The organism is Pseudomonas sp. MF6394 (assembly GCF_002018845.1).
Taxonomy (GTDB): Bacteria; Pseudomonadota; Gammaproteobacteria; order Pseudomonadales; family Pseudomonadaceae; genus Aquipseudomonas; species Aquipseudomonas lactis.
Map to the genome: position 1 here is coordinate 73875 of NZ_MVOJ01000002.1, position 13786 is coordinate 87660.

General features: G+C 55.1%; 15 protein-coding genes. All 15 read right to left on the reverse strand.

Annotated elements, in window-relative coordinates:
• Positions 1 to 91 precede the first annotated feature (91 nt).
• The 15 genes from MF6394_RS03020 to traD all read right to left on the reverse strand — a co-directional run bounded on the left by MF6394_RS03020 (position 92) and on the right by traD (position 13784).
• Positions 92 to 775 (reverse strand): DsbA family protein, encoded by a 684-nt coding sequence (locus MF6394_RS03020; RefSeq protein ID WP_008437415.1) that lies wholly within the window; start codon positions 773 to 775, stop codon positions 92 to 94.
• A complete protein-coding gene (locus MF6394_RS03025; RefSeq protein WP_008437414.1) occupies positions 772 to 1068 on the reverse strand; it encodes a hypothetical protein in 297 nt (98 codons plus the stop codon). Before MF6394_RS03025 ends, MF6394_RS03020 begins: the two co-directional genes overlap by 4 nt.
• Positions 1065 to 4028 (reverse strand): conjugative transfer ATPase, encoded by a 2964-nt coding sequence (locus tag MF6394_RS03030; RefSeq protein WP_024073351.1) that lies wholly within the window; start codon positions 4026 to 4028, stop codon positions 1065 to 1067. Before MF6394_RS03030 ends, MF6394_RS03025 begins: the two co-directional genes overlap by 4 nt.
• Positions 4028 to 4456, reverse strand: coding sequence for a TIGR03751 family conjugal transfer lipoprotein (locus MF6394_RS03035; protein ID WP_008437412.1), 429 nt, complete (start codon positions 4454 to 4456; stop codon positions 4028 to 4030). Before MF6394_RS03035 ends, MF6394_RS03030 begins: the two co-directional genes overlap by 1 nt.
• Complete coding sequence (locus MF6394_RS03040) at positions 4434 to 5924, reverse strand: TIGR03752 family integrating conjugative element protein (protein WP_024073352.1); 1491 nt, start codon at positions 5922 to 5924, stop codon at positions 4434 to 4436. The genes MF6394_RS03035 and MF6394_RS03040 overlap by 23 nt, the downstream gene beginning before the upstream one ends.
• Positions 5914 to 6816: a TIGR03749 family integrating conjugative element protein gene (locus MF6394_RS03045; RefSeq protein ID WP_008437410.1), complete on the reverse strand. Its 903-nt coding sequence runs from the start codon at positions 6814 to 6816 to the stop codon at positions 5914 to 5916. The genes MF6394_RS03040 and MF6394_RS03045 overlap by 11 nt, the downstream gene beginning before the upstream one ends.
• Positions 6816 to 7469 (reverse strand): PFL_4703 family integrating conjugative element protein, encoded by a 654-nt coding sequence (locus MF6394_RS03050; protein ID WP_020302977.1) that lies wholly within the window; start codon positions 7467 to 7469, stop codon positions 6816 to 6818. The genes MF6394_RS03045 and MF6394_RS03050 overlap by 1 nt, the downstream gene beginning before the upstream one ends.
• Positions 7466 to 7846: a TIGR03750 family conjugal transfer protein gene (locus tag MF6394_RS03055; RefSeq protein ID WP_008437403.1), complete on the reverse strand. Its 381-nt coding sequence runs from the start codon at positions 7844 to 7846 to the stop codon at positions 7466 to 7468. Before MF6394_RS03055 ends, MF6394_RS03050 begins: the two co-directional genes overlap by 4 nt.
• Before the next feature lie 13 nt (positions 7847 to 7859).
• The gene (locus MF6394_RS03060; protein WP_008437401.1) at positions 7860 to 8198 is read right to left on the reverse strand and encodes a TIGR03745 family integrating conjugative element membrane protein; all 339 of its coding nucleotides are present in this window, start codon (positions 8196 to 8198) and stop codon (positions 7860 to 7862) included.
• An 18-nt stretch (positions 8199 to 8216) separates the two neighbouring features.
• Positions 8217 to 8456, reverse strand: a complete 240-nt coding sequence (locus MF6394_RS03065) for a TIGR03758 family integrating conjugative element protein (RefSeq protein ID WP_008437400.1) — start codon at positions 8454 to 8456, stop codon at positions 8217 to 8219.
• Positions 8453 to 8761 (reverse strand): integrative conjugative element protein, RAQPRD family, encoded by a 309-nt coding sequence (locus MF6394_RS03070; RefSeq protein WP_178110642.1) that lies wholly within the window; start codon positions 8759 to 8761, stop codon positions 8453 to 8455. Before MF6394_RS03070 ends, MF6394_RS03065 begins: the two co-directional genes overlap by 4 nt.
• A gap of 157 nt (positions 8762 to 8918) precedes the next feature.
• Positions 8919 to 9230 (reverse strand): hypothetical protein, encoded by a 312-nt coding sequence (locus tag MF6394_RS03075; RefSeq protein ID WP_008437393.1) that lies wholly within the window; start codon positions 9228 to 9230, stop codon positions 8919 to 8921.
• 75 nt (positions 9231 to 9305) lie between these two features.
• Positions 9306 to 10784, reverse strand: a complete 1479-nt coding sequence (locus tag MF6394_RS03080; RefSeq protein ID WP_008437391.1) for a UvrD-helicase domain-containing protein — start codon at positions 10782 to 10784, stop codon at positions 9306 to 9308.
• A gap of 9 nt (positions 10785 to 10793) precedes the next feature.
• Positions 10794 to 11549, reverse strand: coding sequence for a TIGR03747 family integrating conjugative element membrane protein (locus MF6394_RS03085; RefSeq protein ID WP_044275342.1), 756 nt, complete (start codon positions 11547 to 11549; stop codon positions 10794 to 10796).
• An 18-nt stretch (positions 11550 to 11567) separates the two neighbouring features.
• The gene (gene traD / locus MF6394_RS03090; protein ID WP_024073353.1) at positions 11568 to 13784 is read right to left on the reverse strand and encodes a type IV conjugative transfer system coupling protein TraD; all 2217 of its coding nucleotides are present in this window, start codon (positions 13782 to 13784) and stop codon (positions 11568 to 11570) included.
• Between the last annotated feature and the right edge of the window lie 2 nt (positions 13785 to 13786).

Genomic DNA, 13786 nt, shown 5'->3' on the forward strand with positions numbered 1-13786 from the left:
GCAGTTGCAAACACCGTATTTGCGCTGTCTCTTTCGGCCCACGCGTAGGACATGCCGGGCATGAAAATGTATGAATGGAATGCAAGCTCATTTAATGACAATGGCTAAGTGATTTAACGTTCGACTTTTGCAGAGCGTCGCAGCTCTTTTTTTGAGCCAGCCAATCACGAGCTGATAATAACAATACCCCGTCAGCTGGTCCCTCAAGCTTTACGGAGCTGCCAGTCGTGTTGTCTTTAATTATCACAGTAGGAGTTGCCGTAATGCCCGCTTTGAGGGCCTCCTCGACCTGTTGGCCAACATGCCGGGCGATCACTTTGTCGGTAGCTGCACAGGACAATAAGTCCTGGTAAGTAACATCAACGACGTTCAGATGCCCATTGAAACCCTCACCGTTGCTACGGGTCCGGTCAAAAATCTGGTCAATGGCTTGCCAGAAGGCAGGTGCGCCACCAAGCGCCCCCGCACATTCAGCGAGCTTGGCTTCGTGTAATGCGGTCGGACCGTGCACATCCAGTGGCAGATGATGCCACTGCAGGTTTACATCCTTCTGCTGCTGTATCCAGGTTTTCAACGCAGGTGTGTACGTCTTGCAGTAGGGGCACTCCAGATCCGCGAACTCAGTCACAGTCCAGCGTGCTTTGGAAGGACCAAACAACCACGGGCCTGTGTTGTGCGGGGATGGTATCTCACTTCGAGTGAGGGCTAAGCAGGCCATCGATGTGCCTGCCAAAACGCACCCCAGCATCAACCAATATTTGCGAAGGCCTATCATGCCCGAGCCTCTGCTGGCTTCGATGAAAGCAGCGCTTGTTTACGAAGGGCCTCAAGAAGAGCGTTCTCAGCATTCTCGGGTTGTGGGTGCTGTAGCAGCCAATTGGCTAACACCGCGTGAAGTTGGGACTCGATGTCACGACGATCCACCGCACGAACCAAAACCTGTTGCAGTTGCTCTATCAAAACGGGGGCACACACCTCAAGGGTTTGAAGGGCGTCTTCACCCGGTTGTTCAAGCAGCTGGGTCAGACTTTCTATAAGGTTCTGGGTCAGGGAATTCAATGCTCTCATGCTTGGCGCTCCAAGGCCGTGACTTGCTCGGGGAAAGTAATGATGTGAGGTTCGATACCGCGATAGCGGTCAAGCGTTGCAGCAACTTCAATGGCCGCATCCAGCTCGCTGCAGCCTTTGGCTTGCATGATGTCGAAGCGTTGCTTTTTCTCTTCCGGCTCGGTCATGGCCAGGGCCAGATACAAACTCGGTGGTACCGCCCGGAATAACATTTCCATGCTTTTGGACAACACGACGCCCTCGGTGAATTTGCCGCTTTCTTTACGCGCTGACAGCATCATCGACTTCTGTGCAGGAGTCAGTTCACGAAACCGCGCGATCTTCTCCACCTCATCAGGCGGCATGTTTAAGCACATCCACCACTCGATCATGTTGAGCAGGGCTGAGGCCTCTGGCGGCACGTCGTCAACGTTCTGGGTGGCCATCCAGAACCAGGCGCCGAGCTTTCGCCACATTTTGGTAATCTTGACGGAGTAGGGGGATAGGAGTGGGACCTTCAACTGGATGTGGCCTTCGTCGGTGAAGCAGATCAGCGGACGGCCTTTAAACTGGTCACGCTCGGCAATGTTGTTGACCGTGTTGAGCAGGGAAATATAAGCGATGGCCATCTGTGCGCTATAGCCTTCTCGCGCATAGGTGGCAAGGTCGACAATGGTAATGTCCGCTTCTGGCCATGGGGTGCCAGGACGGTTGAACATGTCGCCTTCGGTGCCCATACAGAACATGGACAAGGCTTCCGCCATCTCCAAGAATCGTGAGCTTCGGGCGTCTGGAATACCGGGCTCGAGTCCCATTTCTCGCAGCGCTTCACGGATATCTTCCGGCAGAACGATACGTTGCTCCGTCACGCATTTTTTCGCTGCATTCAGTATGCATTGGCGGATGGCGCTACGGTCGGCACGAGTAAGACGGGCATCCTCTTTTTCTTCACCACCGGTGATCATCAGCCTGGCCGCAATTTCCATCTCGCCCAGGATGTCGCGTTGTTCATCCTCGGTCTGGCTAGTCAGATGTTCGTCCGACGCCTCAAGATCATCAGCTTGGATAATCTTCACGTTTTGGCTGGGTTCGATGAGCTTTACGGCATCAGCGAATGGCGCGAGGCTGACACCCGATCCAGGTGCAAGTCGAACCCGGTTTACCGTCAAACCCAACTTTTTGGCGAAATCACCGAGTAAGCCGAAGCTGTTGCCAGCCTCCACAATGAATAGACGTGGCCGATAGATGGCGATGATTTGGCTAAGGATGTTTGTCGCGCTGGCCGATTTACCTGAACCCGTAGGCCCGAAAATGAACAAATGCGCGTTCATCTGCCGGTCCAGCTTGTTCAGCGGGTCGAAGGTTATCGGCGCTCCCCCACGGTTAAACAGGGTAATACCCGGGTGCCCGGTTCCGGTCGACCTACCCCAGACGGGGGCCAGGTTCGCAATGTGTTGGGCGAACATCAGTTGTGCGTACCACTCCAGTGCTTTGCGCGCATTGGGGTCGAAGTTGCCGGGTAGCCATCTAAGGTAGGAGTTCAGCGGTGCCACTTCATCCCGAGGTTCCACCGGCTCCATGCCCGCACCCAGCAATGCGCTGCTGAGTTGCAAACTGCGTTCGTGCAGCTGGGCATCATCTTTACCCCGCAGGTAAAACGCTACGCTACCTCTGTACAGCTTGTGCTTGCGCCCGAGCAACTGACGGGCGGTGGCGACGTCTTCGCGTGTCAGGATCGAGGCCTGAGTGTCTCCAACTGCCTTGCGTGAAAGCTGTTCCAGATGCCCTTCGAGAATGTCCTGCGGGGTGATCACGAGAGTGATACAGAGAATGGTGTCCTCTGGCATTTTGTCGAACAGTGCGTTGAGCGCATCACCGCCCTTTCGGGTTTCACCGGTTAAGTGCCCGGTCTTGGGAGCATCCCTCAAGCGGTCAAGCATCACCACCTGATGGGGAAGGCCGTCGAAATACCACAGACCTTTCTCTATATCTGACAGTGGTTCGCGATAAAACAGGTTTTGCGAGAAGTCAGTGCCGCTGGCGAGCGGCAGCTCGCCCTCTGCAGCACCAGGTGCTTGCTTGCACACCAATTCGTAGAAGCGGCGAATATCTGCATCGGCAGGGCCAAGATGATCGGGACGTGGATTGAACCAATGAATCAGCCAATGGCGAATGGCGTGGCCATCCATGCGATGGGTTTTAATGCCGGCGTTCGCCAAGCCGCCCACCAAGCGATCGCAGATGATTTTCAGGTAAGGACCTGGTGCCTGGCCTCGCACATCCGCTTGCGCGCCTTGGGTACGGCGGTAGACAACAACACGGACGCGGCGCTGTTGGCCCCTCCAGGGCAGTTGGCTGACCTTGGTGTCTTCAAACAGCCCGCCTGGTTTGGAGATGGATTCCAGGTGTTGCTTCATCAGCTTCAAATAAAGCTCGGTGAATGCACTGCCTTGTGCGCGTGGTTGAACGTAGTCATGCAGTTGCTGAAGGTAATCGTCCCAGCTGGTTTCGTCCTGGGCATAGAGCTGAACCACCCAGGGTGAGGTTTCAAGCTCGTCGAAGGAGTCCTGGAGGGCGTTTTCCAGGGCGTCGCGGGCCTTGCGTAACCATTCGGGATCCCGACCTTCAGTACCAATCGGTGTCAGCTCAAAAAAGGCAGCACGAGACACGCCGTCTTCCAATAGCATGGCTTTTTCTGCAGGCAGGTAATCTACCCACGGCAGTAGGTCTACGAAGGAGGGGTTGACGTGGTATAGACGGTCAGCATCAGCGGTTGTGGCTGGCTTTTTCTTTGGGTTACGCCAATCGCTCGGCGAGGGAATACCCATGGCAGCAAGGCGTTCGTAGTAACGCTCTGTAGCAGCCTCAAACGTCTCGGTTGCTGGTCCCTGCACATCGTCAGATAACGGCGAACCTGGTGTTACGCCAGGTTCCACACGCTCTGTCGCCCGTCGCGTTTTGAATCGTTCAAAAAAACCCATCAATATGCCTCCGTGCGTTCGCCAGGCATGGCGTATTGCACCCGCTGATACAGCGGAAACACCGTGGTGTAGCCTGGGATCGGTGCCGGGTCTGAACCCGCTAAATGAGGAAAGACGTACATCACCAGGTCGGGATTGGGTAGGCGTTTAAATTGGCTGTAGATCTCGTTTTGTGCGGTACGTGTGAACATGGTGTTGTCTGTTTCCCTCGTCTCCAGAGGCCGACGAAGATCTTGGCGTGCATCGAGCAATTGGCGGCTGCTCGAGCTGCTTGAGCCGCTGGAGCCTTGATCCCAAACGTCCATCATTGTGCGGTCCCCATGGGGGAGCAATTCGTCTTTGTTGGTGGAACAGGCCGAGGCGAGTAGGGCGATGGCCAGGTATGCACCTAGTTTTAAGCCATGATTAGTCAAGCGCAGTCGAAACATGACGGGCTCCTGAGCGATAGTTGACCTTGCGGCCATTGAGTTCGTAATCGATGGTCAGTTGCTGGTCCAGGTGCACAGCTATCTTTGCCCCGGGTTGTACATACACCGCTGCGAAGGCTTGCCCGTAGAGTTTGTTGACCCAGCTGGAGACGTCATTGACGCCCTGGCCAATAATTTTGCCCATGGCTTCACTGCCCGAGCCGCCGACAGAACCGATGGTCCCGGACTGAGGGTTTATAAAAGAGCCGCTGTTTCCATCTGACTTGATGAGGGAGGCAGCACCTGCGCCGGCGGCGGTAATCAGTACCTGCGAGCCAATGTATTGCGAGGCGTTGCTTTTGCGGTCGCCACTGATACAAGGAATGCCATAGGCATCGCTTATCCAGCCCAGGCCACCCTGAATGGTGGTTTGGTTGCCATTGTTCTGATTGTTACTATTTTGACTGCTATTCGTTTCTTCCTGAGGTTGTGGCAGCGTGCGCACAGTGCCGTCATTGAAGACGAACGTCAGGCTTTTGATCTGACCGCGTACGCAAGACAGGGTCCAATCGCCGGAAGCCGTTCCGCTGGCCACCGCGCCGGCGACGTCGGGCAAGTCGATGCCGTTGGCCGTGAGATTGTCCGGCCCGATCAATACCTTGAACGGGTAGGGGTCGTTGACAGTGCCGTCAATGGGCACCCGGCCGATCAGCGCGGACATGGCCACCGAACCCATCAATGTCGAGTTCTGCGGCAAGGTGTAGACCTTGCGCACCTGTTTGCGGGCCTCCTGTGGCGAGATTTCATTCGCAACACTTTGAGCGCCCGTGCGCAGTGCATTTTGTCCTCGGTCCACGGACTCGCCAAAAGAGGTCGGGAAGTTGAAGCCGCTTGCCGTTTGATTTGTCCCTGCAGCGATGGGCTTGCCGTTGACATCGACCGGCGTTGCGTCCTGCGGCTCTATCCAAACAACGTCCGCGCCAGGTCCGCCTTTGAAGCCTTGACCGTCACCTGGCTGAACGCCGAAGCCGATCGGCAAATCAGATCCAGACTCATTGCCACTGCCCGATTTGCTGCTCAGGGTATTGTACTGCTGCTGCAGTGTGTCCAAGAGGGTTTGGCTCTGTTGTTGCGCCTCCTGCTTCATCGTTTGCTGAACGTTCTGCAGTTTGTTATCGACGTTGAGGTCGATGTTCTGCAGGCGTTTTTGCAGCTCGATGTTCTGTTGCTTTAGTTCGTCATTGTTCTTCAAAGCATTGGAGACTTGGTCCTTGAGTTGTCTGCTTTCCACGACAATGGTGCGCAATGTGTCGCTGGGTGTATCTCCGTCAACCCCAAGCTTTTTAGCCTCCTTCGTACTAAGTACAACCGTTTCCGGCGCATGAACCTGTTGGTCGGCACTTTCGCGATTGAATAATTTGACCACTACGTATATCGCCAGGATCGCGAACGGTATGACCAGGTATTTAACAAGTGGATTACTCTTCACGACGGCCTCCCTTCGGATCGATCTGGCTGATGGCGGCCGGCAATAACGATTCGGCTAGACCATGACCACGGGTCACCAAGTAGACCGTCGAGGTGTCGCTGGAATCACCTTTGGCGCCAAGGTAGGGATGCTGAAAAGTCGCGGTGACAAAGTCACCCATCAGGTCACGCGGATCCAATGTGAGGTTTTGGGCGCTTGTGTTACGTAGCTTCACCGCCGTGACCCAATACTCGTCTAACCGCCACGACCCCAACGCAGAGGCTTCGACCGGCAATATCGGCATTAGGGTGGTGAGGTCCAAACCGCGCTTCAGATTGATCTGAGCAATCCCCTCCACGGGCTCAACGGTGCGTAGGGGCGCGTAAAGCATCTGTGCGGCATAGCGCGTCATGACCACCGGAAGAGGGGTCTCACGACGCGGTTTCGGCGCGTCCTCATCCTCCTCGGCTTGAGCGCTGGCTTGGGCCGTGGAAGAAGTTGAATGGTTGCTTGTAGGTTTGGCGTTGACTTGGCCGTAACGCGGGGCGGGACTGTCCCCGGCTACAATTTTAGCCGGCTCGGATGCGACCTGATTTGGTTTCCCTACCGTTGCGATGATATCCACGAGCATGATCTCACCGGAGTTCATGTTCTGCAGCTGTAAGCGAGTCGGTTCAATCGGCTCTTTCGCCAACAGGTAGAGGGCACCACCGGTGCTCTGCACGCGCAGTTTGTCGACGAGGTTACGAGGCAGACCCACCCGTACGTTTTGGTCCACAAAGACAATACGCTCCTGACCCACGATCAAGGGCAGTGCTATAGGGATACGATCCCAGCGCAGGATTTCGACGGCGTTGGCCAACCCGCAGAAGTGAAGGGCTACGAGCCCGATGATCAGTAGGCGGCGTGTCATCATTTGCCTCCTGCTCTGGTCGTTTCTGCGGAGACTTCGATGCGTTGTGGATTACTGCTATAACAGTCCCAGGCCAAGCCGAATGGGTTTTTTTCGGGATCGACGTCGAATCGGATAATTCTTAACGGATAGCGAGCAAATGCCCGCTTTACGCGCTCCCCGCCGTAGTGCTCGTCAGCGGTGATGTCCAGGTTGACGGTCCAGTCATTGATGCTGTGCTGTTCAATATGTTGCTCAGACTTATCGTCGATGCCTCTGCCTGGAATTTCAAATACACCCCGCTCACGTTTGCGCAGTTCCCCGCTATTGCGGCGTAGCTCGAAATCTTTCTGCAAGTAGGCTTTGCAGCTGGGAGTCAGGTAGCTTTCCAAGCGGGTAATGTTGTCCTCGTAGTCGGTTTCACCGTCAACGGGCCAACGGTTCATCTGCTGAAAAATGTACAGACCGAAGGCGTATACCGACTCCGGTGGAATATCCCACCACTTACGGGTGCTACCTGAACGTAGATCTGGAGGTACATGAACAGTTAGGTCACGCGGTGCGCTCTGCCAGCCATAAGCCATGTACAGACCCAGGGCAATGAGAAAACCAATGACCATGCGCAGGCTGTTAATGTGGGCCAGTTGGGCGTCTACTTTTTTACGGTAAGTCATTGAACCTCCGTTCGATGACAGGTCCACGCACCTGTACGAGTAATCAGCAGGGCTTTATTCCAGGTAGGAAAGAACCGCGCGATGTTCAATTGCATCTGGCGGTATAGCCATGTATCAGGTCGGCCGCGTTTCCACCGACGCAAGAAACGACTGGCAAGAAACAGCCCTAGGACAGCACAGAGCATGGCGGCGCCGATGATAAGTGCCCAAATCTGGGTCAATATCGCGGCCGGAATACCGATAACCAGCCCTGCGCCGGTGCTCAACGCCAAGGTGGCCCACATTTCGTCAGCGGTAAGGCCGCCCATGATGACTGGCTGATTGTTCAATCGCACAGGGAGGAAAATCAGGGTCCCATCGTCTGAGAGTTCTGTCATGGCCACGGCTCTTTTAAAGAATATTTGAAGCCTTGGTGACCAGAAAAATGGCGACACCGAGGATGGCGACGCCAACGGCGGCTGTCGCCCCCAGATCTCCCCATTTTTTCTTGCCAAGTTGAATTTCGTGGTAGGTGCCGAAGGCATGCCAAGCAACGCCACTGAAAATGACTGCGCAGATGATGAGGCCAAGCAAAGTAAAACCGTCAAAGGCGTAGTTCTGCATGGTTTGCATCAGGTTAGAGCCTTCCCCCCGGGTAGGAGGCTGAGACTGCGGAAGAGCCGCCATGGCCAGTTGGGGGAGAGCAAGCAACCCGATCAGCATGCGGCCCGGTTTTAAGAATGAAGTCATGGTGTATCTCCCATAGGGTCAACTAAGAACAAATGTGGTGAGGATCATGCAAAGCAGTAGGATGCGGACGAGCGAGGTCGAGGCAATCGTTCGATCAAGGTTGCCAGTGGCCCATCCTCGGTAGCAGCTCCAGATAGCCCAGGCGCCCCACATAAAGATGATGGCTACAGCGACGCCGACGAAAAACAGGTAGCTCGTCGAGGCAGGAAATCCTCCTGCCGCTTGAAACGCAGCAGCCTGAGCGCCGCTCATGCTCATGGCTTGCGTCCTTCGGTCGTGTATTGGCCTGACAGCTCAACAGGATCACGAGGCTGGGCTCGGGTTGGGGTTAGATAGCCCTCCAACCCATGACGAATTCGAGCGATATCACCTGCTAGACGCTGGTAATCGAAGAAGTAACGCTTGCCAGGTTCGTCGGCCACTTGAGCGCTACGACGTGCGGTGTCCTCTAAGGCATTCAACTGGCGGATCATCACGTCCAGGTTGGCCTGTTCGGAGGCTGAAGCAGCGGTCGCATGAGAGACAGGCAGGCCGCATCCAAAAAGTGCGATGAGGCCTGGCAAGGCAAGTCGGCAAGTGAGTGCAGTGAGACGCGGGTACTGGATCACGGCTGGGCTCTAGTCATTCCTGATGCCGTCAGCTTGCCGTGATCAAGCTATGGTCGCCGCAAGAAAACCATATTCAGGACTGTAAGGATTTCTTCTGACGGTACTGACACCATCAATCACAGTGGATAGGGCGTTTGAAGAACAGCAGATACCCGATGGGCAAGGCGAATCCGTAAGCCCAGCCTTGGGCGTTTTGATTGCCAACCTTGACTTCTCCTTTGACCACGGGCTGCACGCTGACCAGCTCCCAGCCTTCGCTGCCTAATTGAGCAAGGCGGTTTTGACGTTCAGAATCTTCCAGAAAACCCTGGGTGTCGGGTTCAGTGGTGGGCTCTTCGGACTTGAACATGAAGAGCTTTTTGGTTCTGACAACGTACTGAAAGGGAGAGAACTCAGTGTGGTATTCAAATTTCTGACGGCCCATGGCGACGTCCTCAATGTGCAGAGCTACCAGGGTTTCAATAATAAGCGCGTGCCAGCAATCTGAAATAGTTTGTTGCTAAGCGCGTGATTTCTGAGGTTGGAGTGCAGAGGTCCGAGCATCGACATAGCGCTGCATGATAGAAAGCACCATTGAGTTCAACGCTAGGATCTTCATCCCTCGCGTCACCGCCACGTACAGCAAATTCAACTCGTCATCTTTACGACCTTGATCGATATCGGGTGAAAGCGGATCAGCGCTAAAGTCGTCATACAGGCTGACAAAGTCCCACTCCAGCCCCTTGGCCTTGTGCCCAGTCGTGAGTGTCACGGTGGCGTCGAGCTCGTTATCTACAGAGCGGGAACGTAGGGTTTGGATCCGCTGGGGCAGGTCCGGATAGGCTGTAATGATCTTGATCGATCGCAACATCTCCGTATCCTGGCTTACCTCGGCTATTTCCACGTACTGTGAAAAGTCCCGGTAATCTCTCAACAGCCTGCGGTTCTGCACCTCATGGTTACGGTTGCGGCTGAATAGGTATAAATCTTCCAGATCGCGTAGCGAGTAGCTGTCGATACCGCCGACCCAGAAAATCTTGGGGTTGCTTGCGACCAGCTGCAGGGCGTTCTCGATGACGCCGGTCACGGTACGATGGATAAACGTGCGATGCGGTAGCTCTTCAGGCAGAGCCCGTTTAACCAGGGTATTGCAACCTAACCCCTGCAGCTTTCGTGTCTCACCCTTGTAAAAAAGAATGATGTTGGCCACATGCGCGACGGCAGGGCCGAAGCGAAAGCTTTGGGTCAGGTAGTGACGTTCGGCGTCGGCCATCCAGTCGCTGTTGAGCGCATCTTCTGCGCCGCGGAAGCGATAGATCTGCTGGTGGGGATCGCCGACTGCCACCTTGCGGACCCGTTGTATTTTTACTATGTCGGCAATAACTGGGTTCACGTCTTGACCTTCGTCGAGCAGAATGGCGTTAAATCGTTCGCTCAGGTCGGGCTTGCTTAGCTGATACAGCTTCAAGTAAGCGTCATGGGTGATCGACATTGCTGTGTCCTGCAGATCGATCATCCGGTTCCAGATGGTTTTAGCCACGTTTAAAGCATTGTTCAGGAAACGTTCCTGGGCACTTGTGAGCATTCGTTGCCCCTGGAATCTGGGAAAATGCACACGGCCCAACTCGTCATCGGCGCTGGCCATGAAGTTGTTAAGCGTGCTGAGGACATCCCGCACGAGCTCCCAGTCCTGGGTGTTGATGGCCCTTGCGATGTCCGTCAGGCGTAAGTTATTGGTCTGCTTGGTGGCGTACTGACTGCCATAGACTGCATATGCGAGGCCATGCGCCGTCTTACACACCACGTTTCTGCGTGGAAAGCGGCCCCTGGCAGCGAGCTCGACGGATTTGTTGTAGCAGAGGTAGAGCATTTTCACCGAGGCGTGTTGTGTGGCGTAGCCCACCAGTGTGGTGGTTTTGCCGGTACCGGCAAAAGCCTGAACCAGTAGCTTGTCAGCCGTGGAATGGATGATGGGCTGCTGTTCTTGTGTCCACTGCATGGGCAGCTCCTAAAGGTATTTTTTGAAGCTTGAAACGGTGATGTAAACGGACACACCCAACAGCACGGCGCAGGGCAACAGAATCAAAAGGGGGCTGATGCTGATGGGGATGGCCAGGTAGACCGTCCAGGGCACGATGGTCAGCGGAGTGATCGTCCCCCGGGCTTTGTGATACAGGTAACTTGACTCGCGGCCGGAGCCGAATTTTCGTAGATCACGCCGCACCAGGCCATCGACCAAGCCAGTGAACGCCGCCAGTGCGAACAGCGGAATCGTCAACGTCAGAATGACCATTCGCACACAGAAGGTCAGGACTGTGTATAACGCGGCTAAGCCATAGTCCTGGAATTTGATCATCGCCCGACCGAGTTCGTAGCGAAGGTTCAAGGTTCCCGTTTGTTGTGGTGATGTTGAGCGAGCGTACTGTGTCAGTGCATTTATATTGTCCTGCATGCCGGTTTTCACCATCAGCCAGTCATAGACCGTTTGTGCCAGCCAGGTTGCCGTACGCCCCGGTTCTTTGATGACAACGCTGTGCAGCAGATCCTGGGACAGCCAGCCCAGTTCATGTTGGAACATCTGCTGAGCATGTTTCCAGCCGGCATCCGGCCAGAACGTGTACATGCAAAGCCATTCAACGACGATGGCGCCGAGCAAGGAGCCGAACATCACCCCCAAGAAATGAAAAGGGGTAGAGAACAGCATGCCCAGGAAGTTTTTTTGACCTTCCTGCTGTTGCTGGGCTTTTTCCGCGATATCGGCCATGGCTCTGTTCCTTCAAGCCTATGCGGCTTTTCCGTTATTGGCCATCTGGCGGAAGTCGTCTACCAAGTCATCAGGAAGCGACTCACTTAGTGCGTCATATCCCGGTGCTTGCCACCAGTCGCTGCTGGTTCCGGATCCTTTACGCATGCCCTCAACCAAGGCCTGAAGATCCTTGGGCATCACTTCATCGGGATCGCTTGCCGGCAACGGCATACGAATCTTCCACAAATTCCCGCCCTCTATCAGGGCAAAGCATTGCCCCTTGGGTAGGGCAACCACATGCGCCGGTTCGATCATCGGTACGCTGACACTTTGGATCTGATCGTGAGTGTTAGAGGTGAAAGCGGTGTTGCCGTTAATAGCGTCGTTTGCACTGCTTGCTGGTGTACTGGTAAACACCTGGACCTTTGGCAACTGGTTGGTCAGCAGCTCGGCGGTTGCAGTCTCACGTACACGTAACATGAACAGGTTGTTGAAGTTACCGATGACTTGGCCAGCTTTAGCCCGGTTACCGATTTTTGCCTCAATATCGCTCATGGTTTGGGTATAGGCCGTGACCTGCATGCCGGCACCACCGCCTTTGTTGATCATCGGTATGAATTCATCGCCCATCAGTTCGTTGAATTCGTCCGCATGTACGTTAATTGCTACCTTGCCGCCGGTGGCCCCGGGCAAGCCATCATCGATGCCAAACTTATAGATGTGACCCGCAACTGACACCAGGTCGCTGAACATCGAGTTGCCCACCGCTGCAGCTACCTCTGTATCAGATAAAGCGTCCAGGCCGACATAGACCACTGCCCGTTTGCGGATGATCTGCATCCAGTCAAAGATTGGTCGTGGGTCCTCAAGATCCATGTAGTCGGGAGATAGCAGCTCTGCAATCCGGCCTGTGGTCAGTTTTTCCAGCAATGGCAGAAGGCTGGCCACGATCTTGTCGAAATAGGTTTTGTCATAGCGTACGGCTGATCGCAGACCCTCCATCACTGGGTCGGAGATGCGTTGCTGAGTGAGGTACATGTCCAGGGCCACCACGCGTAGCGGTCGATCCTTCATGGCGAAACTGAGGTTCTTACGATCGATCTTTCCTTCCAGCTCAACGATGGTTTGCCAGGCTTTGGGATCATTTTCAGCAAAGTGCTTCTGCGCATACTCAATAAACAGCGCGTCAATGTTTGTCACATGCTTGAGGATCTGTTCATAGTCCGGCCGACGTCCCAGTGCCACGAGGGCGCGCGCGATGATGTTGACGAAACGCCAGGCGAATTCCCGGAATGCCGCGGAATTGCCTTCCCCCGAAAGTTGGCCGGCAATGCGGGTGGCAACCTCCGAGATCCGACCAAACCGGCCGACGGCGTTGTAGCGAGCGGAGTGATCGGGCCAGCCTAGGTGGAACACGTAGAATTCCTCCAGTCGGTTTGCGCGCTTGCATTCGATGTACATGCGCTTCAGGAGGTCTGCGTCGCCTTTAGGATCGAAGACAATCACCACTTCGCGGTCCAGGTCCATTTCTACATTGCGCTGGCTTCGATGAACGGGTTGCACGCGGCGCCCCATATGAACGCGGCGCCGGGGGCTACGGCGGGTACGCCTGATGTCTTGGGTGATAAACAACTCTGCCAAGCGGGTTTTTCCAACACGAGTAGTCCCCAATACAAGGGAGTGTCCAACCCGCTCACCCAGTGGCAGGCTGACATCCGCTTCGTTCGGCTCTATACCGTGTAAGCGCGGTAGCCCCCCGACTGGAGGAAGTGGACGCGCCGGGTTAAATGGCACATCCCACGAGGTAGCCTTTGACAGCAATTTGAGTGGAAAGGGTGCGAACTCCAGACGCTCCTCAATTCTGCGAGCAAAGGTATAGATAGACGTGGGCTCGACATACTCGGCGTACTTTGGGAGGTAAGTCTCCATCAACCGCTGAGTATGTTTTTGGGTCCAGCGAAAGCCTTTACCGATGAATAGCCGCTCATTGCTGACCGGCATGTCTTTGCTGGTCATGGTGTAGTGGGGTAGGCGCCGAATATTGCGCCGGTAACGCAGCACTACCAACGCTTGTTTGAGGCGGACGAACCCTAGACCCAGAAAGCCTGTACCGGCAACCATGCCGAATAAAGGCGTCAGAGCAACCGCCCAGGGCGCGAAAATACAGAGCAACGCCGCAGCGGCACATACGCAAACTGTGTACAGCTCAACAGCAGGGCGTAGTAACGACTCAATGGTGTAGGAGGTGGTCATGG